This is a genomic window from Pantoea stewartii subsp. stewartii (assembly GCF_008801695.1).
Classification (GTDB): Bacteria; Pseudomonadota; Gammaproteobacteria; order Enterobacterales; family Enterobacteriaceae; genus Pantoea; species Pantoea stewartii.
Map to the genome: position 1 here is coordinate 1 of NZ_VZPF01000035.1, position 26,786 is coordinate 26,786.

Genomic DNA, 26,786 nt, shown 5'->3' on the forward strand with positions numbered 1-26,786 from the left:
ATGTCGAACGGTTGTGGCAGGCGCTTCATGAGACAATAACCCGAAATCACCAGTGCAGTTCAATGTGGCAACTGTTGAAAAAGGTCCATCACTTTATGAATACCGTCAGCCCATTCCCCGGGGGAAAACATGGGCTGGCTAAAGTGTAGCGGTATTAGGATCAGTTATTTAGGGTGATCCCGATACCCAACAGCACCCACATTGAATCAATGTTAATAGTCACTGTCTGCCTCCTGCTGCTGCGCATCCCACAGCATCATGCTGACAGGCCAGAAAATGAAAGACATCCTGTAACTGTGATCACATCCTGGCTGAGTTACTTTGAGACGTAACAGTGCATCCGCCCAGCACCAGCCAAGCTGTATATAGACAATCAGAGGCACGAGAATAAGAGCAAACATTATCGCCAGTCCTCCAAAGGTATATTAGATAAGCCGCCGAGCTTGAAAAATTGCTTAATGAATAACGCTTTAGCCTGACGCGGTGGCATCGGCTCAATAACGAATGACGCAGGAGCAATGCCGTCGAGCATCACCCAAGGCGTGCCGTCGTCCATCCCGAAATCCCGTCTTTCCGTTGCCAGCATGATAAGGTCAGCCCGCTTGACAGCGGGCGTCTGCTGTTGAGGAAGTTTGTATTTTTGACGAATGGCCGTTTCGACCTGCTTTTCAATGCGGCGGTAATCGGGCAAAAGAGCCTTTAACGGGGCGGTGACGTCGCCCAGATAAGCTTCTGCGGCATCATGCATCAGCGCTTCAAAGGCCAGTTCAGGCGCAACCAGCTCACTGCAGTGAACGCTGTGCTGCGCGACGCTGTAGAAGTTCTCCAGGTGTCCCGCAAAACGGCAGGTGTTGGAGAGAGCTGTTGCTATATCCTCTATGCTGAAGCTGTTTTCACTGATATTTCTGAAGTCGATATGCTTACCTGTAAAGGTCATGATGAAACTCATGGTTTGATACCCCGCATTTTTTTAAAGGCTTCAACGCTCTTTTTCATCGCTGCACATGATGACCGGTCATAAATAGTCCGGTTGCGACTGTCGTAAAAACGGAAGCGGGAAGACATTGGCAGTAATGGGCTTTCAACGACGGTGCTGTGGTCGTTGAGGTGATAGACGCGGCGTTCGCCGCGCTCCTGATGTTCACAGCCAGTGACAGTAATCATGATTTACTGCCCTCGTAGCACCAGTTCAGGCCAAGCCGGGTAATTTCTTTTACCAGAGGCTGCAATAAAATCACGCTCTTTTCTCCCCCTGACACCTTTGCCAGTTCCGGGCGGGGGATCACAATTGTCATGTTACCGCCTGATACAGCAGCGATGTCATTCAAACGTGCAAGCTCGCTCTCGGCACTCTCTTTGTACTGATTAGCGGCTGCAACTTCGGCCTGCAGCTGCTCCACGTAGAGGCAGAGGGATGTTATTTTTTCGGCGCTCGCTACACGGTGGAACTCACGAAAAACGGGCTCCATCATGGCGAACTTGTCTTCGACTAAACCTTTGTGGCTGTAGTTAAGAAGCTCCATCAGATCCAGGCAACGCACAGCAGCCTGATGCAACTCCTGAACATCGATAGCTTTCATGCCTGAAACTGCTCTCAAGTCTTTCATGTCAGGCACCTCTCTCAAGCAACAACGACGAATCAGAAGCACCGTTTACACCGTGATGAAGCCGGGCACCGGCACCGTCTTCATAACCGGTGTTTGCTGCGGCTTCCGTACCTCTGACTTTGCGGGGTTTGCGGGGCTCAAGCTGCGTCATGCCTTTGCTGAGTTTTTCTTTGTGGTAATACTCCATCAGTGTCTGCTCGGCCTCTGTCACAACTAAATCACTGGCAACCTGATAAGCCCCGTTGACCCATGCCGAGCAGTAGGCATCTGCGCGGGCAGTTTTGGTGGCTGATTTGATGTTTTTACGCAGTGATGACACGTAAACCTGTCGGGCCTTTTTGAGTTGTTTACCCAGCACCTCAAAGGCATAGGCCGCTATCTGTGGCCGCTCAGCAGGGCCATAGAAAGTAATGGTGCGGCGTGCGGTATAGCCGGGAAATACCCGGCCATGTGAGGTGTAAAACTTAACACCGAACACGCGGGAAACCATTTCGGCCAGAAAGGCCATGTATTCGGGCATCTTTTCCGCATGGGATGGAGATTTATCTGTTTTAGCCTCGCTGATATCTGAGAAGGCTGCATCCTGTGATGTGATGTTGTGCCGCGTCATTAATTCCTGAGCGCGGTTCATCGCCAGCGCCGCTTCTTCTGCGCTGGAATTATTACGGGCAAGCGCCAGTAATTTTTTTATCTTTTTCAGAAACTTATCTTTTTCGCCCATAGCGACTCTCCAGATTTTGGCGTAAACCTGCCCGTGCGGGTTTACGCCATTTTTAATTTCAGGGTTATTAAGGTTTATTTATCAGCGGCACGAATTCAGCGATTTAATATTCGCGAAATAAGGCTCCTGATTAATTTCAACGACCGTTACCGATTTTAAATCACGTGCAATATCGACCGTTTTGACCACTTTACCGCCGCGCAAGACAGGATGAGGCTGGTAAATGAAGGTCTGACCGACCGGATAACGTTTGTTAAAGTCACTCGCTTTCACTTTGTTTCCCCCAGCCGTGGATCATCGCCCGGTTACAGAACGCGCGGCGGTCAACAGCCCATACGCGCTCAATCTCGCTTTTTGCCTGCTTCTCGGCCATCTCCCAGCGCAGGTAAGCATCTGCATACTTCCCCGACTGTTCGGACTGAACAGCGGCGATAGCATGTTTCATATAGACGCTGCACTTTGATAGCTCGGTGAGGCTTGTCACGAATACCGCCATATCACACCCCGGCAATGTCTAATGAAATCGGACGGTACTGATCGCTGTCGCCCACGCGTTCGTAAACGCGGATATATGAACGACTGCCAACCACCTGCACGGCTTCACCAATGGCCTGCATAGCCTTGCTCCAGCGCTCATCGTCAATCTCCAGACGTCGCAGGGCCAGCACGGCACCCGTATTCACTTCGCCTTCTTTTTCAGTCTGGAAAGCCCGGTTGATGATGGCGTGAATCTCAGGCCGCGCACCTTCTGTCCAGTCAGCCAGGCACTCGTCAATCAGCGCCTTAGCGGCCTGCAGGCGCTCATCGAATGCGATACGGTCCTGCATGGCGCGCTGAATCTTGTAACGACCATCAAAGGGCTTTGTTGAATAATAGGTAATCATTCTGTTTTGTCTGCACTGTTTTGGTAGAAAACGCTGATGCCAGACAGAACACCGTCATACGCAAGCATGTAACGCATTGATTTTATGTTATCTGAAACAACCGTTTTCATAGTACCACAGCATAAAATCCATTTATTCAACAAAGCCCCATCAAAGCTGTAGAGCGTGACGTTGCCTTTTTTACCGCCTAGGCTTACGCCGTATTCGTTGGCTGAAAGGTCAACGAATGCGCCAATGTCGGAGAAGCCGGATAACTTGAACTCTGCCAGCGCTTTATTTAGCTCAATGGCGCGGCCAATCACTTCCTGCACCAGGCTGTCGCGGGCACGGTCGATATCTTTGATTAACGATTCAGGTGTCAGTACGCCTTTCGCATCAACCCAGTAACCCTGTGGCGCTTCTTTCTCGGTAAACTGCTTGTTTTCAGTGGACATTGTTCTCTTCCTTTTTTTTTGATTGCTTTACGAATTTTCTCGCCAACGTGTGTTGACAGACCAAGTGCGACGACTGATGCAATATGCTGAACACGGCTTGTGTCGTCGTTCTCCGGCTCAACCTCGCAATCCACAGACAGCCCCTGTGGCTTTGCCTTAATACTGATGATGATTTTTGCCATATTTCACTTCCTCGTTAATGAATCGACTCTGACCAGACGACCCTGCAGCCGCTGCCGTCCGTGTAAACTCCCTGACGGTAGCGCCCGCTGCGGTCATGACCGTACTGACTGTAGTGGGCGTGACCTGCACGTAACATCCGCTCACACCAGCCATGCCGGGCGATGCGGATAACGGGCTGCGCATTACGCAGCGATATCCCGTTAACTTTCACGCCCTGTGCCGTGAGATAAATCACCAGCGCTTCGGCACGGGCCAGCGCCGACATAACAGCTGTATTGCTGACCTGATTAGCGTTCATCAGTGCAGCCTCCCTGAGCCTGTATTGATTGCCGCATCAAGCCTCACCATGAAGCGGTTGAGTGCTTCTATCGCTTCATGACCATCCACGGCCTCCGGCACACCAGGCACCAGCGGTTCACCGCTGTAAGACAGGCGGGAATGTGTCTCGATAAGCTCCCTGACAACATGCTCTTCACCTGTGATGATTGGCAGCGAACCTTCTGGATACACTTCACCAAACTCAATCAGGCCGGTACGCCATGCCCAGGCGGTGATTTTTTTAGTCTGCTCACTCATGATTGATTCCTCAGTTGATAAGCATTTCTGCGAACTTACGAACGGCTCCGGCGCTGACCGCCTGACCGCTGATGGTGCTGTGACGGCTGACGCCGCGAACCAGCTTAAACAGGCGTCGTGCATTGCCGTGACTTGCACGGAAAAGCGCATCGCTGACGTCTTTCTCTTCGGCATCCGGCAACATGCTGCAGGCAATTGCCGTAATGTCCTCGACGGGCAGCGCATCACCCAGGTTGAGCGCCAGACCGACGCGGCTGTATAACTGCTTGTACTCACCGCGTTTTCCTTTGAGGTTGATGATGAGGCGAGGCATTCCGGCCAGGATAATGCCGATTCCGGCCTTGTCATGAATTCGGCGCAGGGTTTCCAGCGCGCGATATGGCAGGTTTTCTGCCTCATCGACCATCAGAAGACGCCCTGAATCGCGCAGTGCTTCAATGCAGGATTCACTGAGTTCATGCATGTTGCCGCGCTTGCTCAGACCCAGACGGCTGCACAGCTCTTCTAATACAACGCGCGCGGTGTAGCCGGGGTCAGCCTCAATCAGCACAGCATCTTTATGCTGCGCAAGGTACTCACGTAAAATCATGGTTTTACCGAGTCCCGCATCGCCATAAATCACGTTAATTTCGCTGTCGATATGCGCCATGCGGATGACATCCAGTCCCTTACGCGAGGTGAGGGTCGGTATGTACTGCGCATCGATGCGTACGGAACGATCGCGCTCTGACTCCCGCTCGATAAAGTTCTGAATATCTTCATCAAGTTTTTTTACATCACCGGCATAAATACCTTTCAGGTATGTACTGATAGTTGCCGGGCTTTTACCGATAGCGCGTGCTACGTGAGACTGGTTGTAGCCTTTACGCTCCATCAGTTCGGTCAGTGCCTTAACTAAACTCATTGATTCCTCGCTTACCGGTTATGGCCGGTTTTTTTCAGGTGTTCTTCAAAATCGGTCTGGAGAAAGAAATATTCTTCTTCCTTTTTAACCACTTCGTAGTCGGCAGGGATAAAGCTTCCAAAATCACTGAATGACTGACCGGGCAGCATTGGACGGGCCTCGGCTTCGATTTCCTGACGCTGCTCTTCAACGCGCTTGAGACGACGCTGACGGCGTTTCTCGACCGATACATCCATTGCACTGACCGGAATGGCGGCACGCTTGTTGCCGTTCCAGATAGCGCTGCAGACATAGGTGCCATCCATTCGGCGGATAATGACTTCCTGTGGATCGTGAATATCAAACGCAACGCGGACTTCTTCACCGTCCACTGTAATCAGTGACTCTGAGAAGTACTGGTTATTCATCAGCTCAATCCAACCACGCTGCGCCTTACGGATAACCTCCGGCATAAACAGTTCGCGGAGCTCTATTTCGGTCAGGTACTCAATTTCATCGTCTTCACTTGCCAGCACCTCGCGGCGGTACTCAGCCGGGGTCATGTGACGGCCATTGCGTTTAGGTAATTCGCTGTGCTGGTGACGCGTGTTGTACTTCTCGACCTCTTCCTCAACCACATCCAGCAGCTGCTGCCATGAAGGCAGACGTTTAAGCGATTTCACCTGCGCAGACGTCAGTTCACGTCCGTTATCCTGTGCTTTCACTGCCGACTGAATGCTGCGCCCCATCATGCGGACGTGTTCACGGTCAGCTCCGTAGCCGTTGTAGGTGTCATATTTCTGCGCGATAGCGCGGGGGATCACACCGTTAAGACGCTCAATAATCCCGCGTGACTGTGGCCTGCCTGGAATACTGGTCATGTGCCTGACGCCCATGCGGGGAAAAATACCCGTCACCTCAGCATCGAGTGTCTTGTTGGCCTCACCGCCGCCGTTATCGGAATACACAAAAAGTGGCTTACCGAAACGGCTCATCGCATGACGCCACGCATCAGCAACGGCGATAACGTTTTCTGACAAGGCAAGACTCCAGCCGACCACCATACGGGTGCGGCCATCAATGACCATCGTCAGTTCAGGGGTGAAGGGTCGCCCATGTACAGGGTGCTCAACTTTCATGTTCAGAGACTTACCGTCCGCTATCCAGCAGCCGTTAACAGGCATTTGTGACCAGTCACGCTTCTGGTAAGTCTCATATGCCAGTGCAGCTGAACCGCTGACGCGTCCGCGTGCTTTCTCGCGTTTAGGCAGCTTTGCCATAGCCCGGCGAACGGCATCAAATGACGGACAGGCGTCTGCCATTGCTGGCTGGTCACTGTAGCGCTCGCACCATTCATCCCTGAAAGCGCCGTAAGCCGTCGTCAGTGAGGGGCCATTGAGGCTGCGCCAGTGGGCCAGAAAGTCAGGAAGCCATTTAATCTGCTCGGGTTTTTTCGCTTTCAGATGGCCGGGGGCCAGTAAGGCCAGTCGTTCAACGCCCGGTTTTGTACTCTGAAAAATGCTCAGCCATTCCTGCAGGCTGCGCTCACCTACGCCAGAACGTGTACAGCCTTTGCGTGCATTTGCCTGTTCTGCCGCTGCCTGTAACTCACCCGGCAGCGTTCCTTTGCGGGATGCATCAGCAATGAACTTAACAGCGCCAGCACGTGACATACCTGCCTGACGGAGCCGCTCAACTTCCATCGCTAGTGCTGCGCGTGCATCCGCAATTTGTTTCTGCTTTTCAGTGAGAGACGAAATTTCTCTTTCCAGCAATGCAGGGCACTGCCTCATCAGTTCAACCTCATGCAGAGGCTTTAATTTTCCGGTATTTAAACGGGGCTGATTGATGACCTTTTTGTTACCTGATTCAAGAATGGATAAATAAGCTTTTTCACGAATTGCTTCCTGTGCAGCATCTGGAAGGAATTCAATCGCGTACTCACTTCCACCGCCACGCCCACTACGCGCTCTGGTTTTCCACCCACAGCTTTTAGCTCTCGCAGTGATACCTGGACGAGTTAAAGGCAACCCAGGAAGGGTCATATCTGCTAACTCTTGAGCCGTGTAGTGTGTTTTCAGGTTAATCTCAGCCATGTTATTTAATTCCATTCACCTGAAAATCGTTTATCATACCGGGTAGGCCAGATAGCCTCTGGCGGTAAACCTATCGCTTCCGCGATGATTTTCTGCCCCTTAGGCCAAGGTCGATCTAAAGCATTTTTAAGAGAGCCAGCGCTTTTGTAACCGTGGTGAATGGAAAGGCGATGCAAAGACCATCCCTGTTTATGAAGAGCTGCGACTATATCGGCCCTGTGCCAGTCAGACTGAGTCTGGCTTTTTTTTGCGCTTTCAAATGTACTCATTGGTTAACCTCCTTAGGTTATTTCATAGATACATTATGATCGAAAACGAACTATACAAACCTGAAAATGAGTCATTAAAGTAACTTTCAGGTTTACTAAATCTAGTAGTTAGGGTCTTTTTTCATTGAAAACAATCTGTTATGCGCTACATGAAAAGTAGAAAATAAATCATAAGGATTTTCTAGTTATGGCTGATAAACCTGAAAGTGAGTTGATTGAAGGTATAGGAAAGCGTATTCGCTCTTATCGTGAAGATATGAAGCTTTCCAGAAACCACGTTGCAGAACGGTTAGGGGTTTCTTTGTCTACATTGCAGGCATGGGAAAATGAGGAGAGGGAACCTACAGCTTCCTATGTATTGAAGTTGTCAGACATTCTTGAGTCTTCTGTTGAGAAGCTACTGACGGGTGATGACGCATCTAGCACTAAAGTAACTAGCCTCAACGTCAACGCAGGCTCTAACGCTGTCGCTATTGATGTGAAAGGGAATACAGTAGATCTTGAAGAGTTTGTTTTTGTTCCTCGATACAATGTATCGGCAGCTGCTGGCTATGGGGCATACAATGATGATGAGAGCCCTATGTTTACGGTTAGTTTTCGCCGATATTGGATCGTTAACCATCTAAAAGCAGACCCTTCTATGCTTTCGGTTATAAGCGTTACTGGCGATTCAATGGAAGGTGTATTGAACGATAAGGACATCATTCTGGTAAATCATGCAGATCGCGATCCTCGTGAAGGAATTTATGTGCTGAGGATTGATGGTCAGTTGCTTGTAAAGCGCGTGCAGAGGCTGCCTGGCGCTCAACTACGTATAACGAGTACAAACCCTGCATACGAGCCTTACAACATAAGCCTCAACGACATCCCACATGATTTCGATATACTCGGTAAGGTGGTTTGGTATGGACGAGTTATTTAAGGCTGTTTAAAAGCGAGTTAAAACAGCCTGCAACTAGTTCAAAGCAGTGCAGAATAAAACGCGTTTTTTCTATTTTTGCTCAAAATTTTTAGAACCCTGCAAAATGGCTCCGACTATCGGCGAGCCGCTCTGAGTCTGGCTTTCCAGCCCATTACCTCTAATTCATCCGCCATGCAAAAACGATCACCTCCCCACAGACATGCTCATCTTAAAGAATATGGATGAACTGTTTACACTGGACCTGGGTGACTTCGTGCTGGCCGCCTGCCACGCCTGCCGCTGTAATCCCAACCAGATTGAGTCCTATCCTGACAGTTGGGAGCCCGAGTTCTGCCACTATACTTGGCAGGAGCGCGAGCAGACGCCGCCGGCTCATGTGGATTATTACCTGAACGGTGGATTCCTGGTGCTGGAACCGGATGAGACTGTCTTTAACGATCTTGAAGCGCGTATTGCCGCCATTGATGACCTGCGCGCCTATGCCTTCTCAGAACAAGACTTGCTCAACGAAGCTTTTAAAGATAAATGGCTGCCCCTTTCCTATATTTATAACGCGCTAAAAACGCTTCGTTTTCAGCACGATACGTTGTGGGAATGTAAAGAAGTGAAGAACCTGCACTACATCCTGGCGAAGCCCTGGGAGCGGGATTTGTCACAGCCGGTGAGCCAGCGTGACCGCTATTACGCGATGGACAAGCTGTGGTGGGACAAAGCATCTGACTGCTGATAACAACGTGCGCCTGCCTGTCCGCAGGCGCACAGGTTCCCGTCTGTGCGTTAAAGTATGCTGTAACTACTATCAGACTTCCTGCCAGCACTGTTCTGTGGCGGACAGCGCAATCGCCTCCAGCACCTTTTGTACCTGCAAACCTTCGGCAAAATCCGGCCACATATGATCGCCTGCGGCGACGCCATTAATCAGATCGCGTATTTCCACGGTCTTTTGATCGTTGAAGCCGATACCGTGGCCTGCTGACACACAGAAACTGGCGTAATCCGGATGAGCAGGCCCGGTCAGAATCGTTTTGAAGCCCTGACGCCCTGCGGGTTCATCATGAAGATAGAGTTCAAGCTCTGCCATCCGTTCCTGCGTATAGCGCAGCGTGCCTTTAGTGCCCGTCACCACATAGGTCAGGCCCATCTTGGCTCCGCAGGCAATGCGCGAGGTTTCAATCACGCCGTGCGCCCCGTTCTGGAAACGCAGCAATGCGCTGGCCTGATCTTCGTTTTCAACCGGTAACTGACGACTGAGATCTTTCGGGTCAGGACGCGACCTGATGACCGTCATCATATCGCCGCTGACTTCCACAATATTGCCGACCAGATAATGCGCCATATTGACGATATGCGCAGCCAGATCGCCCAGGGCGCCCAGTCCGGCCAGCGCTTTTTGGCAGTGCCAGTCGAGCGGAGTATCAGGTTTTGCCAGATAGTCCTCATTGTGCGTGCCATAAAAGTGCACCACTTCGCCGATTTCGCCTCGGGCAATAATCTCTTTCGCCAGCTGACTGGTGGGGTTTTTCATGTAATTGAAGCCCACCAGCGTTTTCACGCTGGCCTTTGCCGCGGCTTCCACCATTTCCCGGGCATCCGCTACGGTCAGGGAAAGCGGCTTTTCGGAATAGCATGTTTACCGTTAGCAATCGCAGCCAGCGCCATCTCTTTATGCAGAAAATTGGGCGCACAGATATCCACCACATCAATATTGGGATCGCACACCAGCTCACGCCAGTCACCGGTTGAGCGGGCAAACCCAAAGGTGGCGGCCTGCTTTGCCGCCAGTTCCGGATTCACCTCTGCCAGCATCTCACGGACAATCTCCCCTTTTAACGCAAACACCGCAGGGGCCTGGGCATAAGCAATCGCATGACAGCGGCCAATGTAGCCACTGCCGATCATGCCGATTCTGACTTTGTTCATTTGGACTCCGGGCGGACAGCGAAAGTTGAAATGAAATTTCAATTCCATTTATGAGCATTTCAAACTAAAAATGAAATAAATGTGACGAACATAAAGAACAATCGTCACTGTCCAGTCCAAGGCGAAATTTTACGCGGAGTGGGTTTCTGTTTACGCAATAAGAAACCCTGTGAAGCCGCTTGTTAGCGTTAGCGATACGGCACAGCACACAGAGTTGGCGAGTATTTCAGCAATCAGACACTTTTATGAAAAAGAGCTTTGACAAGCCTGCACGACGTCGATAATATGCGCCCCGTTCAAACGATTCCTCTGTAGTTCAGTCGGTAGAACGGCGGACTGTTAATCCGTATGTCACTGGTTCGAGTCCAGTCAGAGGAGCCAGATTTAGAGAAGCCCGCTCAGGGAAACCTGAGCGGGCTTTTTGTTTCGGGAATGGCCTGAAATACGCAACAATCCAGGTCGCGTTACAGCGCAGGGAACTTAACGCAGACGCTGCTCCGGCTGCGCTACTTCTTACCTACGATAAAACCCGCTACCGCGCGTAAGCCATCGATGATCGGCATCGTTGCCGCCCCCGCCAGGAAGTCCTCGTAATCCGCCTGGTTACGTTGGCGAATATCCGCAAAGCGAGCGAGTGCCTTTTTCTCACTGGACGCACTCACCTCCTCAAATTGCTTTTCATAGCCCTGCGCAATGAGCTCGGTAGCGTTGTCTGTAGACGATTTTTCCAGCACGACAATCTGCTTACCCTTTTGGAAAAAACAGTAATGTGGCATGTCAGGCTCCTTAAACGGGGCGGTTGATTCTGTAACTATAAACGGTGGTGAGAGCAACACAACCCTTAACGCGCTCGGGAAAGGTTCTCTTCTGACTCCGGTGTCTCGACCTGCAACACGATACAGCCCTTGCTGATCTCTGCCCTTACCTTCGTCCCCGTCTCGAATCCCAATTCACGTAACCATTTGCCACTAATGTTCAGTGCAGGTGTGCTGGTGTCCCCGAATTTAGGTACATATCCAACTGTATAATGTCGCTGGGTTTTAAATGAGGCCGCCGTAAGTGCAGCGTCAGAAGATCGGGCATTCATCGTCATTTGCAAGCTCCTGGTCAATAAGGTGAGTCCATCATTCGCTAGGCCATTTGGCGCGATACAGGCCGGATGAGGCTGTACCTGCTTCTGGTGCACCAGCACCGGGTTTGCGCCTTCAGACAGCCCGCTTACTGTTTCTGTCTGCAAGACATCAATGAGTTACAAGAGTGCCGACGCGCTGATATCGGGAGGTTTTCTTACTGGGCTGGTCCCGCTATCGGGTCTGACAAACGCTTGTAAACCATAACGATTTTAGCGGATGACAACAAGTCAGGACCTGGAAGCTAACTCGTATAACGTTGACAATATTCTGCTGTCTGTCCCGTCCGGCCCTGCGGCCGACTGTTAATGCGCCTCCAACGCATACTGCGCGCCAACTGACACGCCGTATGCGCGAATGGTTAATGTGAATGGTGGGGCCTGAAGCCTGACTTTTGGCTGGCGCAAAGTAATACCGTTTACCCGGGCGGAAAAGCACGGGGTAACCTTTATCCGCGCAGGGTAACTTATCTGAGAAGTGAGTCGGTAAACGCAAAATCCAGGGCGTATGCTTTAACCGGTAAGGTGGTCAGGCTGCTTACCTTTATCAAGACGTGAATTCACCATCCGGCACGCTAAGCGGGCTTGCCGTCTGAATAGCGTTGCCTTCAGACAGCTTTTCGCCATTCCTTACGGGAATTTTAAGTTAATCAGATTACTGTACTGCGTGCGTGAAAGGGCTTTGTTGAATAAATGGATTTTATGCTGTGGTACTATGAAAACGGTTGTTTCAGATAACATAAAATCAATGCATTACATGCTTGCGTATGACGGTGTTCTGTCTGGCATCAGCGTTTTCTACCAAAACAGTGCAGACAAAACAGAATGATTACCTATTATTCAACAAAGCCGCGTGAAAGAGAAAGGGGTGCCTGGTTTTTAAAAAAAACCTTCACAAACTCGGCACTTGTGCCATACAGCTCCACACGCTGATATTCATGGCGGATAAATTGCTGAAGGATGGGCGTCATGTCCCGCGCATGATCCTGGGGCCAGGCGTTATGGGATGCCACTGTTTGCTCAAAGGTGAGGGGCGTACGCATTTGATCGTCGGGTTTAAAATTAGCGCGTTTACGCTCCGCTTCTGTTTTGAAGTCTTCAAAGGCTTCATGTGCAGTATTAAAGAGATCCGCGAGTGCTTTGATATGGGCAGCCATCTGATTAACGGCAACGGTTTTTTTGTTGACGAAGTAGGCGCCTGCCGCAGAAAAGAGTGCCGCCAGTACAGGAAGAGAGCCCCGTCCAATAATACTTCCAAGACCCTGGTAAGCGGACCATAAAACCACACCTGTAGCGCCAGTAGAGCTTGATATCGCACCTGTCGCAATCGAACTTGCCTGCTGAACTCTGACGCCGCCAATACGATTGTCAAGGTGCCGAATTTCTCCGCCAGGCCTCCTGACTGAAGCCGACTCTTCGTTCCAGGTTTTATAACGACGGTTATTATCTTCTTTATAATTCGACATCGCATAAGCAATCTGGCTGGTATCGGTTTTACTCAACCGGGCGATTTCCGCTGGTTCAAACGATCTGACTAAAATCAGCGCTTCATCAAGCACCTCTTTGGACAGAAAGTTAGCGGAACCCGCAGGATTAAAACGAGGGTCCGTAGTCAGGCCCTCAATAAGACTCACTTTTGGAAATGCCATAACGCCCTCACTTTTTGATGCCGCCCGACGAAGTCATTAGTTTTCTTTATTTTGTTTAATATCCCAGCCCATCTGTGCAGAAGCGGCTTTCGTTCCCTGAGAAGCCTGTTCCCAGTATTCCAGTGCCACTTTGCTGGCCTGAAAGGAATATTGCATACCCAGCGTTGACGCGTGCCCGACGCCGGTGAAGTCAGTCTGTGTCACCAGGACATCCTCAAGGCTTTGTTGAATAAATGGATTTTATGCTGTGGTACTATGAAAACGGTTGTTTCAGATAACATAAAATCAATGCGTTACATGCTTGCGTATGACGGTGTTCTGTCTGGCATCAGCGTTTTCTACCAAAACAGTGCAGACAAAACAGAATGATTACCTATTATTCAACAAAGCCCCGCAGATCGTTAAAACTCACTTTCCCCGCGCCACCACCGCCGCCAACAGCCATATTGCAGGGTTGTGAAGCCCCCCACTCAAATGAGAGTACGTCGGTCCATCCTTTATGTTTACTGTCCTGTGATTCACCTGTGGTGCCTTCAACTTTCAAATAAATATCGATCGCCATTCTTTTTTCCGGTTAGTTTGGAGTGGGACAAAATGCACGATGCACATCGCCAGGCTGAGACATTTCGTCAGCATCAGTGCCATCTTAAATTCAGGATAAGCACCGGCCTGTCATTTCTGTTCGCTATAAAGTGGAAATAAAAAGATGACTGCGTTATTCACGCAGCAATTAGGGATAGTTAATCAGGCAACGATTCTTTCTACGCCCTTTACTCATTAATAAAATTAACATGAATTCATGTCAATTAATTTACAACGCGCATGATTTTATTGAGATAAATCCGAAAGGATTATTCTTAATAAGAAATTGTGTCGCGACGAAATAGTTTTTTAAAATAAAAAAACGGCATTCACTGCTACGTAACCGGGAGAGAAGACAGGACATCAGGATGGAAAAAGAATGAAAAACCCCGCGCAATCCGGACTGCGCGGGGGCCTTATTCTCACAGAATCAGTTAGCGTTTAACGCAAGCCTAATTCAGGAGCGACATACTTCAGAATCGCTTCAATCACATGGGCATTATATTCCACGCCCAACTGATTCGGCACGGTGAGCAGCAAGGTGTCCGCTTCGGCAATCGCCTGATCCTCTGCCAGCAGTTTGATCAGCTTTTCGGGTTCAGCCGCGTAACTGCGACCGAAAATGGCGCGGGTTTTCTCATCCAGAAAACCGACGGAATCCTGATCCTGACCACTGCGACCAAAGTAAGCGCGGTCCATATCATTCACCAGCGCGAAGATACTGCGGCTGACGGAAACCCGCGGTTCACGTTGATGCCCTGCCGCTTTCCAGGCGTCACGGTAGGCGCGAATCTGTTTGGCCTGCTGGATGTGGAACGGCTCGCCGGTTTCATCATCTTTCAGCGTCGAGCTTTGCAGATTCATGCCCATTTTCGCTGCCCATACTGCGGTGGCGTTGGAACCCGAGCCCCACCAGATACGCTCACGTAAGCCTTCCGACAGCGGTTCAAGACGCAGCAAGCCTGGTGGATTGGGAAACATTGGCTGGGGATTCGGTTTAGCAAAGCCTTCGCCACGCAGCGCATCCAGGAACACTTCCGTATGGCGACGGCCCATGTCCGCATCCGTCTCGCCTTCCTGCGGCACGTAGCCGAAGTAACGCCAGCCATCAATCACCTGCTCGGGTGAACCACGGCTCAGTCCCAACTGTAAGCGACCGTTGGAAATCAGATCCGCAGCGCTGGCATCCTCCACCATATAAAGCGGATTTTCATAGCGCATGTCGATCACGCCAGTCCCTATTTCAATTTTTTTGGTGCGTGCACCGACCGCAGCCAGCAGCGGGAACGGCGAGCTGAGCTGACGGGCGAAGTGGTGCACACGAAAATAGGCCCCATCCGCGCCCAGTTCTTCCGCTGCGACGGCCAGGTCGATGGATTGCATCAACACGTCCTGGGCAGAACGCGTGGCGGACTGCGGCGAGGGCGTCCAGTGGCCAAATGAGAGAAAACCAATCTTTTTCATCTGTAACATCTCCTGGCGAAAGACGGGTGCTTTCGCATTGATAAATATCGATGAAATAAGGTTACGCCAGCCATGTCATGAGGGATAGTGAATATACTTAAGCACTATATTCAAGATTTTTGACATAGGTCGCGCTCAATGGAACACGATCAATGCGCGATTCTGTGCCCATGCGGAATGTAATAATGCTTGCGGGCAGAATGGGTTTTAACGCATAACTAAACTTTCTGTCCTGCATCTGGACAGGCGCGTTTAACAGAGGGAGAAGGGATGCGTATTTTACTGGAAGGTGCGGGTGCAACCGGCGGTTATTTTGGTGCGCGGCTGATGCAGGCCGGGCAGGATGTGACCTTTCTGGTCCGTGAAGGCCGTTTCCGTCAGTTACAACAAACGGGCCTGGTGCTGCAGACCCCATCAGGGCAGGAAACGCTGCATCCGACGTTGATCACTGCCGACAGGCTGGATACGCATTACGACTTAATCATCATCACGGTCAAAAGCACCGGTCTGGATCAGGCCATCCAGGACATTGCGCGGGCTGTCGGTCTGCATACGCTGATCATGCCGATCCTGAATGGCATGCGGCATATCAATACGCTGGTCACCCACTTTGGTGCCGACAGGGTGCTCGGTGGGCTGTGCAAAATTAACGCCACGCTGAACGACCAGGGCCATGTGGTGCAGTTAACGCCTCTGCACCAGATCTGTTACGGCGCGCTGGATGGTAATAATGATGCCCGGCTTCAGCCGGTTGATGTTGCCCTTCGCAGCAGCGTTGTCGACACAGTTTTTACCGACAATATTATCGGTGAATTATGGGAAAAATGGCTGCTGCTGAGCACACTCGGCGCCGTGTGCTGCCTGGCGCGGGGGAATACGCAACAGGTGCTGAACCAGCCAGGCGGCGAGATGTTGCTTCAGGGCATTTATAGCGAAGTGCTGCAGATTATCTGTGCTGAGGGCTACCAACTGCGCCCGGCCGTGACCGCCAAAATCTACGCGCTGCTGAACGACCCGTCGACGCCGATGACCTCCTCAATGTATCGTGATTTGACTCAGGGCTTTGCGATTGAAGCCGACCCGATCATTGGCGACCTGCTGTTACGTGCCAGCCGTCATGGCATCACTGCACCGCTGTTGAACGCGGTCAATGTCAACCTGCAGATCTATCAACAGAACCGTTAAACACGGATGTGATGAGCACGCAGCCACGCCGTTGCACGACGCGTGGGTAACGGAAATTTGTTACACTCGCTGCCTCATCTTTTGGAGGAAGAATGACGTCCCGCTCTGTGACCCTTGATGATGTTGCCCAACTTGCGGGCGTTTCCTATCAAACCGTTTCTCGTGTGCTTAACCGCTCTGAGCAGGTTTCTCCCCGTACCCGCGAAAAAGTGGAAGCGGCGATGCAACAGCTCAACTACGTTCCCAATCGGGTTGCGCAGCAGTTAGCGGGTAAAGCCACGCGGACCCTTGGCCTGGCCACCAGCAATCTGGCGTTAATGGCCCCAGCGCAGATTGCCTCGGCAATACAGCAGCGCGCCGCCAGAGCCGGCTACCATTTAGTCATTGCCATGGACAGCGCGGACGATGCCGAAGCCACGGTGAATGAACTGATGGCGCAGCGCGTTGATGCCGTACTGATTAATATGCCGCTTGAGGCCGCCGACGCGGAAAAAATCCGTCGTCTGTGTGGCAAAAAACCGGTGCTGTTTCTGGATGCTGAACCGCACGCCGTTGTGTCTCATTGCCAGTACTCCAATGAAAAAGGGGCGCGGGCCGCGGTTAAGCATCTCGTCGCGCTCGGACATACGCACATCGGCCTGCTGAATGGTCCGGTTCGCTCGGTATCGGCCCGTCAGCGTGAAGCGGTCTGGCGCCAGGCGCTGGCCGGGCACGGTCTGTCTCCCTGTTGTGTGCTGCGCGGCGACTGGAGTGCCCAGTCGGGCTACCAGGCTATGCTGTCTCAGTTACCGGACGCGCTGCCCCAGGCGCTGCTGGTAGCGAATGATGAAATGGCGCTGGGTGCCATGCGGGCATTGCATCAGCATGGCGTGGCGATTCCGGCTGAAATCTCCATTGTCGGCTACGATGACACGGCAGAAAGCGCCTGGTACCAGCCGCCGCTGACCACGATTCGTCAGGATCTCCAGCAACTGGGTGCCACGAGCGTGGAGCAGGCGCTGGCCGCGCTGCAGGGGGAAGCGGTCGCATCACGGACGCTGGAGCCGGTACTGGTCGTGCGGGAAACCACCGCCGCGCCAGCCAGCAAAGACGCAGACTTATCCGCGCTGGCCCGTCAGTTACAGCAGATTGCCCGCAAGCTGTCCCGCTGATCGCGGACGCAAAAAAACCCGCCCAACCGGATGGCTGGAGCGGGCTGGTTATCCGCGATAATACGCGTTGCCTTATGGCGTTTTCGTCTCGCCCACGCCCATGGTCTTGAGCTTTTTAGACAGCTCGCGGCGCTCTTTAGACAGGTCAGCGTTTTTGACGATGTACTCATCCACGCGATCTTCATAGTCAGCACGCATGCTGGCGATGATTTCCTGAATCGCCTCAACGCTCATGCCGGGTTTGATGTATTCGCTCAGGTTATCCAGCAGCAGCACACGCTTTTGGTTGTCACGAATTTTCTTCTCATTATCGACGATTTCACGCTGCAGTTTGTTCTTGCGGCGGAACGTACGGACAAACTCAAGTACGTCCTGAAATGATTGCTTGGCATTTTCCATGATGGCACCTTTCTTTAAGCCTGCTAAAGCAGGGAGAGAGTCAAAACGATCAGCTTAGCGGCCAGCCAGCCTTGTGGGCAATTCTCACAGCTAAATTCGGACTGGCTCTTATCTTAGCGCAAAAAAACCGGGTTTCGCATTAAGTCATTGTCTGAGGTGATTATTTACGCAGCGCCAGGCGCATCAAATCCGTCATGCGTTCCAGTTGCTTCGCCAGCTCCAGACTCAGCCAGACATAGCCATAAATCGGCGCTTCTTCCAGACGGTCACTCCCGTCAGCGATCAACTGCTTAAGCTCTTTGACGATTTCCGTTAACTCATGATTGGCCGCGATGATGTCGTAGGTTTCCCCCTTCACAGCCATGACCGATAAGGTTCGCAGCGCGTTTTCGGTCATCTCCTGCGTGCGGCGTAACGTCGGAGCATTCAGCATGATCAGATGACTTTCGCGTGATGCCCACCAGGCATTAATTTGCATCTCAATGGTGTACACCATATTACGGTTCAACGTCTGTATCGCTTCAAACACTGATTTTGGGATGAGGGTTTCTTTACTGGACGGCTCCAGCAGGGCACGCATTTTCACCACGCTGGTGAGCAGTTTGCCCAGCGGTTTGTTCAGCCGGGGCTTTTCCACGAGGTTGGCGGAAAACCCTGCATGGTAGATTTTGGCCATTTCTGCCAGCGTATCTGACAGCTGAATACGCCAGTGAATATACGCACGCTGCGCCCATATGGCCGTAAATAACAGCGCCAGTAACGATCCTAAAATGACATCGCCACCGCGCCACATCGCCACGGTGAAATCCCCCATTGGCGCGCCTACAACCACGCACAGCGTGATGCCAATCAGCAATGCCATGTAAGGGTGTTTCCCCAGCGTCAGATAGCCGCTGATAAACATGATCACTGCGCACCATGCCAGCATGCCGGGCAGCGAAATCATCTCCAGCCTGAGGGCGATAAAACCAGAGATTGACCCGGCAATCGTTCCGCCAATGCGTTGAATGGCGCGCGGGAAGACGTTTCCCCAGGTTGAGATCGGCCCCATCACCACAACCAGGGTAATCAGAGGCCAGGTGCCTTCGGGAATGCCCGTGACGCGGACAAGCAGAAACGCACACAGAAACGCCACTGCGATGCGTAACCCGTGCACGCTGCGGTAATGACGATATAACCAGAATTCCAGATTTGAGATGGGTTTATCAGAGCGCAAAGTCGCTTGTCCGCTGGTAAAAAAATGATTCTACGCGTCGCGCCCTGCCGATCCTGGCGCGCCGTCAATGTTTTCGCTTGTACAGCGTTGAGCGGACCATTATCAACAACCCTGCCCCGGAAATCAGCAAAATTCACCACGACGACAACACATGACGCACGATAGCGGGTTCATCCCTGCCCCGCGAAGGCGAAGCAGGGACGTAACGATTAGAACTTGCGTTTCAGGTAGTCCGTGATGCGGCTCACTACGCCCGCCTCGTTAACGGCGGTGAGTGCCACCAGCGGATAGCTGGCGATCTGCTTGTCCTTGTCCATCACCTGGATTTCACCAATATTCTCATTGGCTTTAAGTGGCGCTTCCAGGTCGGTACGGTTGATCACGTATTTGGCTTTGACGTTCGGGATTTCGCTGCGCGGCAGTGACAGATAAACATCGTATGCCGTGCCCACGTCAACCTGGTGCGGATTACCGTACCAGACATGTTCACTGCCAATTTTCTTACCGGCATGGAACAGTTGTACGGTATCAAACGTATTCTGGCCCCAGACCAGCAGCTTGCGCGCCTGCTCTTCACGCCCTTTCGCACTTTTCCCGCCCATGATGACGGCAATCAGGCGGTGCTGACCCACAATGTTGGAGGCAATGATATTGAAACCCGCCGTTTCAGTATGGTCCGTTTTCAGGCCATCGACGTGCAGGTTGTTGTCCCACAGCAGGCCGTTACGGTTGTTCTGGGTAATGCCGTTCCAAGTGAGGTTTTTTTCACGGTACATGGCATAGAAATCGGGCTCGCCATCAATAATGGCGCGCGACAGTTTTGCCATATCCAGTGCGCTGGAATATTGCCCCGGCGCATCCAGACCGTGTACGGTTTCGAAATGGGTATTCGTCAGCCCCAGTTTCTCCACGTAGTGGTTCATTAACTTAACAAAGTTGTCCTGGCTACCGGCCACGTAATCCGCCAGCGCAACGCAGGCGTCATTGCCTGAATCAATGATCACGCCGCGGCTGAGATCACGCACGCTTAACTTATCACCGGGCTTAAGAAACATCAGTGAGGAGCCTTTAAAGACCGGATTGCCTGCTGCCCAAGCATCTTTTCCCACCGTCACCATGTCGTCGCGGGTAATTTTCTTTTGGTCGATCGCGCGGTCGACCACATAGCCGGTCATCAGCTTGGTCAGACTGGCGGGATTCCGGCGCTCGTCGGGATTGCCCGCGGTCAGCACCTGCCCCGTGGTGGCGTCCATCAGCACCCAGGAGGCTGCATCAATCGCCGGTGGCGTCACAGGAAATGGCATATCGTCGGCCTGCGCCAGCGAAGCCCAAAAAACAGTTACGGTAATTAACAGACGCCTTTTCAACACTTCATCCTTAGTTGAGCAAGTAAAACGGACATGAACAGCGGGACGTTTTACGGCAAAACCCTTAATAAGGTTTAAATAAATTGAAAAAAAGTATGAACTGCTGCGCACCATTCAACAGCCTGCGCCCTGGCAGTTGTACTCAGGCACGCAGACGACTATCCTGAACGTTGATTTTTTGCAGACAGGACAGCGACGTGCCCGCCTCTGAATTCACTTTTAGGTTGAGGGAAATGCTTCGCGCTCCGGGAAGAGTTCGCCCGCTGTGTCCCCCTCTGACGAATGTTTAAGGGCGACGTTAAATACTTACTGGAGGTACGAGCTTTGCGCTGTCAGGTCTTTCGTTGAGGTCATATCCCTGGCATGAAGTTTCTTACTGACGCGCCATGCATCGTTAACCCGCCCCGGCCGTTTCTTTGCCGATCAGTATTTGATAAATCGTGGACACCCTGGGTTTGAGTCTACTTTTTAGCGGTATGGTTAGCTCTGCGCCAGTATTTTGGTCTGAACGTCATCATCAGGAATCAGGCAGATGTCTTTCTTAATTCTGTTTCGGAATCTACGCCCTGACTCCATCAAGGAAGGTAAACCGTTGCATAACCCTCATCGTTTTAAATGCCCCGTCAGCTGAACATCACCATGTAAAGGATGATACAAGCATATGATCTTTTACACACCGTCACGCTTTGTGAAGAAATGCGCCCGTCGTGACCGTCAGAGTCTGCCGTTACGAACCGACCGGAAGCGGATTTATCCTCTGTGCCACCGCGTTTTGTGCCACTCAACATCATCCTGATTTTGTTACACAGAAAAATCGCTTCAGTAATAAATATTGAATGAAATAACCTTTAAAGACAATGAACCGACTCTGGCAAAAGCCAACACATGATTTAGATCAAGCCGCTATGGTGGAGAGATTTGTAGAGTCAGTGAAATTTAATCATTTTCGCGTGAGTACTTTTGCTTGGCTTTGTTGAATAATAGGTAATCATTCTGTTTTGTCTGCACTGTTTTGGTAGAAAACGCTGATGCCAGACAGAACACCGTCATACGCAAGCATGTAATGCATTGATTTTATGTTATCTGAAACAACCGTTTTCATAGTACCACAGCATAAAATCCATTTATTCAACAAAGCCCTTTTGCTTTAAAAATCCATCCGCTTACTTAACAGACTAATAATTACACACCAATATGAAGTTTTCATTAACCTCGCAGCAGATCATTAAGGCGAGCGGTTAATACGAACATCAATGGACATCGAAAAGGACAAGGAAATGTATTACAGGGATGAGATAATAAATTATTTGCAAGCTAATAACATATTAGCCTCTAAATTAGATCGTGCGTTAACAGGTGTGATGGATTCTGTTTCAAAGCAGATTAATACGATTGGCGCAGGTGCCAAAAGGGCAATTTATTACACATCGTGCTTTACTCAGCAATACCAGGATGTGTGTAAAAAATAGCGGAATGAAGATGTAAGATTTACTAAAGGTCTCTATCATTTTTTTACAGCATGAAGAGGTTATTCATAAGATATTTTATTTTTATTTTGAGGAGATACTCAAGCAAAAAACACCCGATCAAATAGAATGTATTAGAGAAATTCTAATGACTGTTAATATTTATATCGCAGCAAACTCTTTAACTAAATCTGGATTTGCTTTTGCAGTGGCAACATGTGTTTCAATCGGCTTGAATCTGAGTCTTAACATGGGCGCTATTGCTGGTCGTACAGCGAGTGTAGTAGTAGCATATGCGGGAATGTATGGCATTATGCAGAAGGCCGCAGAGAGTGCTGACCGTCTTCGAATGAGCTATCCAGCATTCTTTTCGACGCTATATGCTAATGAGCTTGAGATGCTCTACTTTCTGGTTGAGCCCTTATTTATCCGTGCCGACGCGTTCCAGGCTCAACGGGCATCAGAGGCAGATATTGCTAATATCATTGAAAGGATGATTAGGTAGCCATGATGTCATTTATTAAGAAAACTTTTCTGTGGCTGTTTCAACAGCTGTTTTCGCTTCATGCACCACCCGCTTGCGTTCTAATATTTGCAGTTGTTTTCTTCCAGATATTTCCTGATGGACCTCTATGGCCTGTGGGTATTTTCGCTATATTCATCATTTTTATCTTTATGAAGTATTTTAAATGGTAATTTTTTCATGACAAGGAAGTGAGACATCTGTTCACATGCACTTGTGTCTTGAAGATGAAAGTTTTAGCGTAAATGCCTGGCATCAATAATTCAACGGGTTACTCGGCAACCCAACAACCATACGTTAATATGAACAAAAGTTTCTCATTTAAAAACAAAATAAACAGTCAATTGCAATACATAAAAACATCCCTTATGGCTGTGAATGTTCATGTTGCAGCCAGTTATGGCTTTGTTGAATAAATGGATTTTATGCTGTGGTACTATGAAAACGGTTGTTTCAGATAACATAAAATCAATGCATTACATGCTTGCGTATGACGGTGTTCTGTCTGGCATCAGCGTTTTCTACCAAAACAGTGCAGACAAAACAGAATGATTACCTATTATTCAACAAAGCCAGGGAAATATTATCTTCCGCGACGCATGGAACGATCGCGCGACGGCTTAAACGACCTGCTGGTCTGCGATGGAGCCAGAAGCATTGTTGTCGTAAGCCTGTAACGACGCGGGCACGCGTTCGCGTCTCTTCTGCGCCAGTTGATTAATCTTATCAGCGTATGAGCATACCAACGGACGAGACAAGGCATTCGGCTATGACCCCAACCGGCCGCCAGAATAATTGCACACAAACGCGGCGTCCAGCGTTTAACTGTCATCACAAGGCAATAAATACGGCACGTTGCTTTCCATAAGCGGCACGTCCTGGTATGAGACCGCCTCCCTGCATGATGTCCTTTCCCTTACCATTGGCAATTCTGAAACCATACCGAAAACGAATCACGGTTTTAATGAAATGCGTGTACCCTGGCCGCCGGTATCTGCAACTTTAGATGGGCCGGAATATGCTTTACCCTGTATGGAACACAGTCTTATGTCACTTAAATCAAAATATGTTTGGTACACAGAAAAATCGGCTCGGTACAACACAGGATATGAAAAATTTAAACGACGGCGAACCGGTGGTGGCCAAAGTGAACAAGCAAAGGAAAAAAATCGATAATTATCTTTTTATTTCATATAATTAATGAACATACATGAATGGTAATGAACATTGAAAAACGATCGCGCACAACTCACGTTCCTCTTTCACGATTACGAAACCTTCGGCACCAGCCCGCAACGGGATCGTCCGGCACAGTTTGCCGGTTTGCGCACCGACAGCGAGTTCAATCCGATTGGCGAGCCAGAGGTATTCTACTGCCGCCCACCGGATGATTACCTGCCCCAGCCTGAAGCGGTCATGATCACCGGTATTACGCCGCAATTAGCCGCCTCCCGGGGCGTGAACGAGGCCGAGTTTGCTGCCCGTATTCATGCGCTGTTTACCACCGAACAAACCTGCGTCGTGGGTTATAACAACGTGCGCTTTGACGATGAAGTGACGCGCAATATCTTTTACCGCAACTTCTACGATCCGTACGGCTGGAGCTGGCAAAACGGTAATTCCCGCTGGGATTTGCTGGACGTGATGCGCGCCTGTTATGCGCTGCGCCCGGAAGGTATTAACTGGCCAGAGAATGATGACGGCTTTCCCAGCTTCCGGCTGGAGCATCTGACCAAAGCCAACGGCGTGGCGCACGAAAACGCCCATGATGCGATGTCGGATGTCTATGTCACGCTGGCAATGGCGAGACTGGTGAAAGAAAAACAGCCAAAACTGTTTGAGTTTTTGTTTACGCATCGCAACAAAAACAAACTGATGACCCTGATCGACATCCCGCAGATGAAGCCGCTGGTCCATGTTTCTGGCATGTTTGGCGCGGCGCGCGGCAATACCAGCTGGGTGGTGCCGCTTGCCTGGCATCCGGACAACCGCAATGCGTTGATCGTGGTGGATTTGGCCGGGGATATTGCGCCCCTGCTGACGCTGGATGCGGACAGTTTGCGCGAGCGCCTGTACACACCTAAAAGCGAGCTGGGCGATCAGCCTGCTGTGCCGGTGAAACTGGTGCACATCAATAAGTGTCCGGTGCTGGCACCCGCTAATACCTTGCGTCCGGAAGATGCCGGGCGGCTGGGTATTGATCGTCAGTTCTGCCTGGATAATCTGGCCACGCTGCGTCAGCATCCTGACGTACGTGAAAAACTGGTGGCTATTTTTGCTGAGGCGGAACCTTTTGCGCCGTCAGAGGATGTCGACACGCAGCTCTATGACGGTTTCTTTAGCGATGCCGACCGCGCCGGAATGAACATCATCCGCCAGACCGCGCCTGCCAATCTGCCTGCGCTCAATCTGACATTTGACAGCCCGCGGGTGGAAAAACTGCTGTTTCGTTATCGCGCCCGTAATTTCCCCGGTACGCTGGATGATGCCGAACAGCAGCGCTGGCTTCAGCATCGCCGTGAGGTTCTGAATCCAGAAAAAGTGCAGGCTTTTCTGATGGAGCTGGAATCGCTGGCCAGCCTGCACGAAGGGGACGCGGAAAAACTGTCTCAGCTTAAAGCGTTGTACCGGTACGCGCAGGAACTGGTGTCCTGACGTCCCGGCAGACCGGGAAGGCCTGTCGCCCTCCCGGTTTGTATATCAGATTACCCACCACAGCGCCCAGGTCAGGGCAAAGCCGCTCAGCCCCATCAGGGTCGTCAGTACCGTCCAGGTTTTTAAACCGTCCGCCACCGACAGGCCCAGATAGCGCGTTACCACCCAGAAACCTGCATCATTCACGTGCGACAGACCCAGACCGCCGAAGCACGCCGCCAGTGTGACCAGTACACGGTGCATATCATCTATGCCAGTCACGGCCTGGGTCAGTAATCCGCTGGTCGTGAGGATCGCCACGGTTGCCGAGCCCTGAGAGGCGCGTAGCGCCAGTGACAGAATAAACGCGGCAGGAATCAGGGGCAAATGCAGCGTTTCCAGCGCCCGCGCCAGCGCGTTGCCGACACCGGACTCCACCAGTACCTTACCAAACGCCCCGCCCGCGCCCGCCACCAGAATCACGTTGGCCGATCCCGGAATGGCGCGACCGGTCAGGTCCTCAAGCTTGTCCTTGCTCCAGCCACGACGCAGGCCCAGTAGCCAGGCGGCCAGTCCTAGGGCGATCAGCAGCGCAATCGGCGGGGTGCCAATAACCGTCATCACCTTGCGCAGCAGGCTGTCTTCCGTCAGCAGCGAGTGCGACAGCGTGCCTGCCACGATCAGCACAATCGGGACGACGATCAAACCGCTGATGGTCAGCGCGCCCGGCGGTGCGGGTTCATTTTTCTTCTGTACCCCTTCCGGCTTCGCCATCTGCAACTGTTCCAGTACCTCAACCGACAGGTGGTACTGCCGACGGTTCATTGCCTTTGCCACGTAATAGCCGAGGATACCGACCGGCACCGAGACCAGAATTCCCAGCATCATCAGCCAGCCCATATCAGTATGCAAAATGGCCGCGGCGGCGGCGGCGCCAGGGTGCGTCGGCAGCGCCACATGCACAGTCAGCATGACGCCCGCCATCGGTAAGCCAAACTTCAGCGGGGACACCCGCGCCACTTTGGTAAAGCCGTAGATCAGCGGAATGACAATGATAAAGCCCACTTCAAAAAATACCGGGATGCCTAAAATAAAGGCAGCCATCGTCAGGGCGGCAACGGTACGTTTCAGACCCAGCGTTTTGCTGAAACGCTGGGCCAGCGACTCTGCGCCGCCAGAGGCTTCGATAATGGCCCCCAGCATCGCCCCCAGCACGATAATGATAGTGATATGCCCCAGCAGTCCGCCCATCCCGCTGATAATGGTTTCCATGATTTTTTCAGCCGGAATACCGGTCGCGATGGCCACCAGCAGACTGACAATTAACAGGGCAACAAAGGGATGGACTTTGGCTTTAATGACCAGCAACAGCAATATCACAATGCTGGCGGTCGCAATGGCTAACAGCAACGCAGTCGTCATAGTAAACCTCTGGAATAGTTATCTTTTTTCGCGTTTTTTCGTTAAAGCTCAACCTGGTGCCGCTCCGTTTCAGAGACGAGCAGAATGGCACCGGTACCGCAGCA

General features: G+C 51.3%; 25 protein-coding genes, 1 tRNA gene and 6 pseudogenes. 8 read left to right on the top strand and 24 right to left on the bottom strand.

The window, feature by feature from the left end; genetic code table 11:
- Positions 1–149 (top strand): annotated as a pseudogene (locus tag F7Q90_RS12000) (IS630 family transposase); the annotation flags it as partial.
- A gap of 63 nt (positions 150–212) precedes the next feature.
- On the opposite strand, the gene F7Q90_RS12005 reads toward F7Q90_RS12000, so the two are convergent.
- The 14 genes and pseudogenes from F7Q90_RS12005 to F7Q90_RS12070 form a co-directional block, all read right to left on the bottom strand.
- The gene (locus tag F7Q90_RS12005) at positions 213–401 is read right to left on the bottom strand and encodes a hypothetical protein (RefSeq protein ID WP_006119789.1); all 189 of its coding nucleotides are present in this window, start codon (positions 399–401) and stop codon (positions 213–215) included.
- Entirely contained in the window at positions 401–949 is a 549-nt protein-coding gene (locus tag F7Q90_RS12010) for a hypothetical protein (protein ID WP_006119790.1), read from the bottom strand. Before F7Q90_RS12010 ends, F7Q90_RS12005 begins: the two co-directional genes overlap by 1 nt.
- Positions 946–1,164 (bottom strand): hypothetical protein, encoded by a 219-nt coding sequence (locus tag F7Q90_RS12015; protein ID WP_006119791.1) that lies wholly within the window; start codon positions 1,162–1,164, stop codon positions 946–948. Before F7Q90_RS12015 ends, F7Q90_RS12010 begins: the two co-directional genes overlap by 4 nt.
- Positions 1,161–1,607 carry a hypothetical protein gene (locus F7Q90_RS12020; protein ID WP_044242187.1) on the bottom strand — a complete coding sequence of 149 codons (447 nt, stop codon included), beginning with the start codon at positions 1,605–1,607 and terminating at the stop codon, positions 1,161–1,163. The genes F7Q90_RS12015 and F7Q90_RS12020 overlap by 4 nt, the downstream gene beginning before the upstream one ends.
- A gap of 1 nt (position 1,608) precedes the next feature.
- Positions 1,609–2,328 (bottom strand): DUF2786 domain-containing protein, encoded by a 720-nt coding sequence (locus F7Q90_RS12025; RefSeq protein ID WP_006119793.1) that lies wholly within the window; start codon positions 2,326–2,328, stop codon positions 1,609–1,611.
- Positions 2,329–2,409: 81 nt separating this feature from the next.
- The gene (locus tag F7Q90_RS12030) at positions 2,410–2,601 is read right to left on the bottom strand and encodes a hypothetical protein (RefSeq protein WP_006119794.1); all 192 of its coding nucleotides are present in this window, start codon (positions 2,599–2,601) and stop codon (positions 2,410–2,412) included.
- The gene (locus F7Q90_RS12035; RefSeq protein WP_006119795.1) at positions 2,588–2,773 is read right to left on the bottom strand and encodes an ANR family transcriptional regulator; all 186 of its coding nucleotides are present in this window, start codon (positions 2,771–2,773) and stop codon (positions 2,588–2,590) included. The genes F7Q90_RS12030 and F7Q90_RS12035 overlap by 14 nt, the downstream gene beginning before the upstream one ends.
- Before the next feature lie 52 nt (positions 2,774–2,825).
- Positions 2,826–3,209, bottom strand: a pseudogene (locus F7Q90_RS12040) (DUF3164 family protein); the annotation flags it as partial.
- Positions 3,210–3,367: 158 nt separating this feature from the next.
- Positions 3,368–3,646 (bottom strand): annotated as a pseudogene (locus F7Q90_RS12045) (DUF3164 family protein); the annotation flags it as partial.
- Positions 3,647–3,842: 196 nt separating this feature from the next.
- Positions 3,843–4,127: a hypothetical protein gene (locus F7Q90_RS12050; RefSeq protein WP_006119796.1), complete on the bottom strand. Its 285-nt coding sequence runs from the start codon at positions 4,125–4,127 to the stop codon at positions 3,843–3,845.
- On the bottom strand, positions 4,127–4,405 hold the full coding sequence (locus F7Q90_RS12055) for a hypothetical protein (protein ID WP_006119797.1): 279 nt from the start codon (positions 4,403–4,405) through the stop codon (positions 4,127–4,129). The genes F7Q90_RS12050 and F7Q90_RS12055 overlap by 1 nt, the downstream gene beginning before the upstream one ends.
- A gap of 10 nt (positions 4,406–4,415) precedes the next feature.
- Positions 4,416–5,309 carry an ATPase gene (locus tag F7Q90_RS12060; RefSeq protein ID WP_006119798.1) on the bottom strand — a complete coding sequence of 298 codons (894 nt, stop codon included), beginning with the start codon at positions 5,307–5,309 and terminating at the stop codon, positions 4,416–4,418.
- Positions 5,310–5,320: 11 nt separating this feature from the next.
- Entirely contained in the window at positions 5,321–7,384 is a 2,064-nt protein-coding gene (locus tag F7Q90_RS12065) for a Mu transposase C-terminal domain-containing protein (protein WP_044242189.1), read from the bottom strand.
- 5 nt (positions 7,385–7,389) lie between these two features.
- Positions 7,390–7,653, bottom strand: a complete 264-nt coding sequence (locus tag F7Q90_RS12070) for a helix-turn-helix domain-containing protein (RefSeq protein WP_044242190.1) — start codon at positions 7,651–7,653, stop codon at positions 7,390–7,392.
- 187 nt (positions 7,654–7,840) lie between these two features.
- On the opposite strand from F7Q90_RS12070, the gene F7Q90_RS12075 reads away from it, so the two are divergent.
- On the top strand, positions 7,841–8,575 hold the full coding sequence (locus tag F7Q90_RS12075) for an XRE family transcriptional regulator (protein ID WP_044242191.1): 735 nt from the start codon (positions 7,841–7,843) through the stop codon (positions 8,573–8,575).
- A gap of 187 nt (positions 8,576–8,762) precedes the next feature.
- Positions 8,763–9,302: pseudogene (locus F7Q90_RS12080) on the top strand (glycosyltransferase); the annotation flags it as partial.
- Between the two features lie 72 nt (positions 9,303–9,374).
- Here F7Q90_RS12080 and F7Q90_RS12085 read toward each other — a convergent pair.
- Positions 9,375–10,495 (bottom strand): annotated as a pseudogene (locus F7Q90_RS12085) (Gfo/Idh/MocA family protein).
- 305 nt (positions 10,496–10,800) lie between these two features.
- On the opposite strand from F7Q90_RS12085, the gene F7Q90_RS12090 reads away from it, so the two are divergent.
- Positions 10,801–10,876: transfer RNA gene (locus tag F7Q90_RS12090), tRNA-Asn, on the top strand.
- 125 nt (positions 10,877–11,001) lie between these two features.
- On the opposite strand, the gene F7Q90_RS12095 is transcribed toward F7Q90_RS12090, so the two are convergent.
- From F7Q90_RS12095 to F7Q90_RS12125, 5 genes and pseudogenes are all read right to left on the bottom strand, one after another.
- Positions 11,002–11,271 carry a hypothetical protein gene (locus F7Q90_RS12095; RefSeq protein ID WP_006119803.1) on the bottom strand — a complete coding sequence of 90 codons (270 nt, stop codon included), beginning with the start codon at positions 11,269–11,271 and terminating at the stop codon, positions 11,002–11,004.
- Between the two features lie 65 nt (positions 11,272–11,336).
- On the bottom strand, positions 11,337–11,588 hold the full coding sequence (locus F7Q90_RS12100; protein ID WP_033740409.1) for a SymE family type I addiction module toxin: 252 nt from the start codon (positions 11,586–11,588) through the stop codon (positions 11,337–11,339).
- A gap of 872 nt (positions 11,589–12,460) precedes the next feature.
- Complete coding sequence (locus F7Q90_RS12105; protein ID WP_006119804.1) at positions 12,461–13,273, bottom strand: hypothetical protein; 813 nt, start codon at positions 13,271–13,273, stop codon at positions 12,461–12,463.
- A 36-nt stretch (positions 13,274–13,309) separates the two neighbouring features.
- A pseudogene (locus tag F7Q90_RS27870) lies at positions 13,310–13,835 on the bottom strand (Hcp family type VI secretion system effector).
- Between the two features lie 461 nt (positions 13,836–14,296).
- Positions 14,297–15,319 (bottom strand): LLM class flavin-dependent oxidoreductase, encoded by a 1,023-nt coding sequence (locus tag F7Q90_RS12125; protein WP_006119807.1) that lies wholly within the window; start codon positions 15,317–15,319, stop codon positions 14,297–14,299.
- Between the two features lie 270 nt (positions 15,320–15,589).
- Between F7Q90_RS12125 and F7Q90_RS12130 the strand changes: the two genes are divergently transcribed.
- Both F7Q90_RS12130 and F7Q90_RS12135 read left to right on the top strand, forming a co-directional pair.
- Positions 15,590–16,504 (top strand): ketopantoate reductase family protein, encoded by a 915-nt coding sequence (locus F7Q90_RS12130; protein WP_006119808.1) that lies wholly within the window; start codon positions 15,590–15,592, stop codon positions 16,502–16,504.
- A 92-nt stretch (positions 16,505–16,596) separates the two neighbouring features.
- Entirely contained in the window at positions 16,597–17,655 is a 1,059-nt protein-coding gene (locus tag F7Q90_RS12135; protein ID WP_006119809.1) for a LacI family DNA-binding transcriptional regulator, read from the top strand.
- A gap of 72 nt (positions 17,656–17,727) precedes the next feature.
- Here the strand turns inward: F7Q90_RS12135 and F7Q90_RS12140 are convergent, their stop codons facing one another.
- The 3 genes from F7Q90_RS12140 to dacD form a co-directional block, all read right to left on the bottom strand.
- Positions 17,728–18,054, bottom strand: a complete 327-nt coding sequence (locus F7Q90_RS12140) for a DUF496 family protein (protein ID WP_006119810.1) — start codon at positions 18,052–18,054, stop codon at positions 17,728–17,730.
- A gap of 160 nt (positions 18,055–18,214) precedes the next feature.
- Entirely contained in the window at positions 18,215–19,270 is a 1,056-nt protein-coding gene (locus tag F7Q90_RS12145; RefSeq protein ID WP_006119811.1) for an FUSC family protein, read from the bottom strand.
- Positions 19,271–19,479: 209 nt separating this feature from the next.
- Positions 19,480–20,637, bottom strand: a complete 1,158-nt coding sequence (dacD, locus tag F7Q90_RS12150) for a serine-type D-Ala-D-Ala carboxypeptidase DacD (protein ID WP_006119812.1) — start codon at positions 20,635–20,637, stop codon at positions 19,480–19,482.
- 1,614 nt (positions 20,638–22,251) lie between these two features.
- Here dacD and F7Q90_RS27705 point away from each other — a divergent pair.
- Positions 22,252–22,608 (top strand): hypothetical protein, encoded by a 357-nt coding sequence (locus F7Q90_RS27705; protein ID WP_335671937.1) that lies wholly within the window; start codon positions 22,252–22,254, stop codon positions 22,606–22,608.
- Between the two features lie 1,245 nt (positions 22,609–23,853).
- The gene (gene sbcB, locus F7Q90_RS12165; protein WP_006119813.1) at positions 23,854–25,281 is read left to right on the top strand and encodes an exodeoxyribonuclease I; all 1,428 of its coding nucleotides are present in this window, start codon (positions 23,854–23,856) and stop codon (positions 25,279–25,281) included.
- Between the two features lie 45 nt (positions 25,282–25,326).
- Here the strand turns inward: sbcB and F7Q90_RS12170 are convergent, their stop codons facing one another.
- Positions 25,327–26,682 carry a GntP family transporter gene (locus tag F7Q90_RS12170; RefSeq protein ID WP_006119814.1) on the bottom strand — a complete coding sequence of 452 codons (1,356 nt, stop codon included), beginning with the start codon at positions 26,680–26,682 and terminating at the stop codon, positions 25,327–25,329.
- Positions 26,683–26,786 lie beyond the last annotated feature (104 nt).

What these genes read in the sequence shown, in the direction of transcription:
- F7Q90_RS12070 (WP_044242190.1), bottom strand. Translation starts at nt 7,653, where the DNA reads ATGAGTACATTTGAAAGCGCAAAAAAAAGCCAGACTCAGTCTGACTGG.
- F7Q90_RS12035 (WP_006119795.1), bottom strand. Translation starts at nt 2,773, where the DNA reads ATGAAACATGCTATCGCCGCTGTTCAGTCCGAACAGTCGGGGAAGTAT.
- F7Q90_RS12010 (WP_006119790.1), bottom strand. Translation starts at nt 949, where the DNA reads ATGAGTTTCATCATGACCTTTACAGGTAAGCATATCGACTTCAGAAAT.
- F7Q90_RS12105 (WP_006119804.1), bottom strand. Translation starts at nt 13,273, where the DNA reads ATGGCATTTCCAAAAGTGAGTCTTATTGAGGGCCTGACTACGGACCCT.
- F7Q90_RS12015 (WP_006119791.1), bottom strand. Translation starts at nt 1,164, where the DNA reads ATGATTACTGTCACTGGCTGTGAACATCAGGAGCGCGGCGAACGCCGC.
- F7Q90_RS12075 (WP_044242191.1), top strand. Translation starts at nt 7,841, where the DNA reads ATGGCTGATAAACCTGAAAGTGAGTTGATTGAAGGTATAGGAAAGCGT.
- F7Q90_RS27705 (WP_335671937.1), top strand. Translation starts at nt 22,252, where the DNA reads ATGACTGTTAATATTTATATCGCAGCAAACTCTTTAACTAAATCTGGA.
- F7Q90_RS12170 (WP_006119814.1), bottom strand. Translation starts at nt 26,682, where the DNA reads ATGACGACTGCGTTGCTGTTAGCCATTGCGACCGCCAGCATTGTGATA.
- F7Q90_RS12130 (WP_006119808.1), top strand. Translation starts at nt 15,590, where the DNA reads ATGCGTATTTTACTGGAAGGTGCGGGTGCAACCGGCGGTTATTTTGGT.
- F7Q90_RS12005 (WP_006119789.1), bottom strand. Translation starts at nt 401, where the DNA reads ATGTTTGCTCTTATTCTCGTGCCTCTGATTGTCTATATACAGCTTGGC.
- F7Q90_RS12020 (WP_044242187.1), bottom strand. Translation starts at nt 1,607, where the DNA reads ATGAAAGACTTGAGAGCAGTTTCAGGCATGAAAGCTATCGATGTTCAG.
- F7Q90_RS12140 (WP_006119810.1), bottom strand. Translation starts at nt 18,054, where the DNA reads ATGGAAAATGCCAAGCAATCATTTCAGGACGTACTTGAGTTTGTCCGT.
- F7Q90_RS12135 (WP_006119809.1), top strand. Translation starts at nt 16,597, where the DNA reads ATGACGTCCCGCTCTGTGACCCTTGATGATGTTGCCCAACTTGCGGGC.
- F7Q90_RS12125 (WP_006119807.1), bottom strand. Translation starts at nt 15,319, where the DNA reads ATGAAAAAGATTGGTTTTCTCTCATTTGGCCACTGGACGCCCTCGCCG.
- F7Q90_RS12095 (WP_006119803.1), bottom strand. Translation starts at nt 11,271, where the DNA reads ATGCCACATTACTGTTTTTTCCAAAAGGGTAAGCAGATTGTCGTGCTG.
- F7Q90_RS12060 (WP_006119798.1), bottom strand. Translation starts at nt 5,309, where the DNA reads ATGAGTTTAGTTAAGGCACTGACCGAACTGATGGAGCGTAAAGGCTAC.
- F7Q90_RS12055 (WP_006119797.1), bottom strand. Translation starts at nt 4,405, where the DNA reads ATGAGTGAGCAGACTAAAAAAATCACCGCCTGGGCATGGCGTACCGGC.
- F7Q90_RS12100 (WP_033740409.1), bottom strand. Translation starts at nt 11,588, where the DNA reads ATGACGATGAATGCCCGATCTTCTGACGCTGCACTTACGGCGGCCTCA.
- F7Q90_RS12050 (WP_006119796.1), bottom strand. Translation starts at nt 4,127, where the DNA reads ATGAACGCTAATCAGGTCAGCAATACAGCTGTTATGTCGGCGCTGGCC.
- F7Q90_RS12025 (WP_006119793.1), bottom strand. Translation starts at nt 2,328, where the DNA reads ATGGGCGAAAAAGATAAGTTTCTGAAAAAGATAAAAAAATTACTGGCG.
- F7Q90_RS12065 (WP_044242189.1), bottom strand. Translation starts at nt 7,384, where the DNA reads ATGGCTGAGATTAACCTGAAAACACACTACACGGCTCAAGAGTTAGCA.